Genomic DNA, 1,451 nt, shown 5'->3' with positions numbered 1-1,451 from the left:
AATCCTGTCCCGCTGAAAGCCAGGCATTATGCGGTAAACTTATCGCTGCTGCGTAAAATGCAGAGAAATAACATTAGTGATAAATCACAGGCGACAGAGGTATGATCTGCCGCCTGAATGCTAATTAACTTTTGTCTGTTATCCGCACGGTTCTTTTGATCAGATTCCCCTGCCGGTCATAATAGCGGCTCGGCCAGACAGTATGTGGTGGCACACCGATTGCCTGAGAAATCAGGATCTCTCCTTTCGGCCAGGGTCTGGAAAGTGCATTAGAAAGCGTGGAAGAACTCAGCCCCGCAGCGCGTGAGACTGCTGCCAGCGTGGTGCCTTTCTTGCGAAGTGCTGCAATGATGTCGGCGGGATGCCAGTCGTTGAGTGTATTCATGGATTGCTCCTTCAGATAGTTAATCACTACCACGGGAGCTGCGAAACTCTTTGGTGGTAGCCCAGACGAGGTTCGCAGTACCGGTTCTGAAGGCTACCGGCCAGCCCGAAGGCTGCCCCGCCTGAGCCACCATTGAGATACTGCTTGTGGATTACAGCCACATTTTCAATAGTTGCGTCAAAGCGACGGCACTCTCAATGTGAGGTGCCGCCTTCAGATTACACGGGCTGCGAAACCCGGCTGCGGATTGTGCCGCAGCGGTGTAGATTATATCGGAAATCAGAAGGACTGACCAAGTAACTCGTTGAAGTTGCGAGGTGGATTCCAGGAAGTTTTTATGGAGGAAAAGATGGCTACTTATAAAGAAATAATTGCGGATGTGAAGTCCAGAACAGGTAAAACTATTCACACTCCTTGCTGGATTGCGCATGTCAAAGCGATGCATGGCTTAACCACACGACAAGCTCATAATCGCCAAGATCCCAAAAAACGTGTAAAACCCTGCCCTGAGGAATGGATTAGAGAAATAGAAAAATCTTTGCTGAAATTAGGAATGATCGATTCCCTATAATATTAAGGAGAAAAAATGCCGAAGCTTTTACCCGATTTTATTTCTCAACAACAAATCATTGATGCTATCCAGCAATACAACTGTGGAACCTCGCATAAATTTGATGCTTCTCACATTTATGATGTTATGTATCCTCCCAATAATGTATCTTCTGTCTCGGTTATGTAGGACAATGGCTTGTTCCCTCCATCTTTATCATATTGCTTATAATCTCTATCTTGAATACTAACATTGTATTTGACGTTTATGCTACGAACATTGTTTAGATCACTCTAAACAGTATTGATTTTTTCTTTAAAATGTTACATTGTATAATATTTTTATATCATCGCATACTTTGGATAGACTTATGGAAAAATTCTCTCATTTACTTAAAACAGTCTGGGAGTGGCTGAACGACTTGGCAACCTACATGTCTGGAAATTCAATCCTTAGTGGTACAATAGCCACCTTACTAGCTGCAACCTTTATATTTTTATTTAAGGAGTATATAAA

The 1,451-nt window shown here is 43.4% G+C and carries 3 protein-coding genes; 1 reads left to right on the top strand and 2 read right to left on the bottom strand.

The window, feature by feature from the left end; all coding sequences use genetic code 11:
• Nucleotides 1-124 precede the first annotated feature (124 nt).
• On the bottom strand, nt 125-385 hold the full coding sequence (locus J1781_RS00595) for a helix-turn-helix domain-containing protein (RefSeq protein ID WP_217218595.1): 261 nt from the start codon (nt 383-385) through the stop codon (nt 125-127).
• Nucleotides 386-404: 19 nt separating this feature from the next.
• Entirely contained in the window at nt 405-518 is a 114-nt protein-coding gene (locus J1781_RS00590; protein ID WP_238483016.1) for an ash family protein, read from the bottom strand.
• A gap of 216 nt (nt 519-734) precedes the next feature.
• Here J1781_RS00590 and J1781_RS00585 point away from each other — a divergent pair, with 216 nt between their 5' ends.
• On the top strand, nt 735-956 hold the full coding sequence (locus J1781_RS00585; protein WP_217218594.1) for a hypothetical protein: 222 nt from the start codon (nt 735-737) through the stop codon (nt 954-956).
• Nucleotides 957-1,451: the final 495 nt, after the last annotated feature.

This window comes from Rahnella perminowiae (assembly GCF_019049695.1).
In the GTDB taxonomy this organism is placed as follows: Bacteria; Pseudomonadota; Gammaproteobacteria; order Enterobacterales; family Enterobacteriaceae; genus Rahnella; species Rahnella perminowiae.
This window is presented reverse-complemented; position numbering and strand designations above follow the sequence as displayed.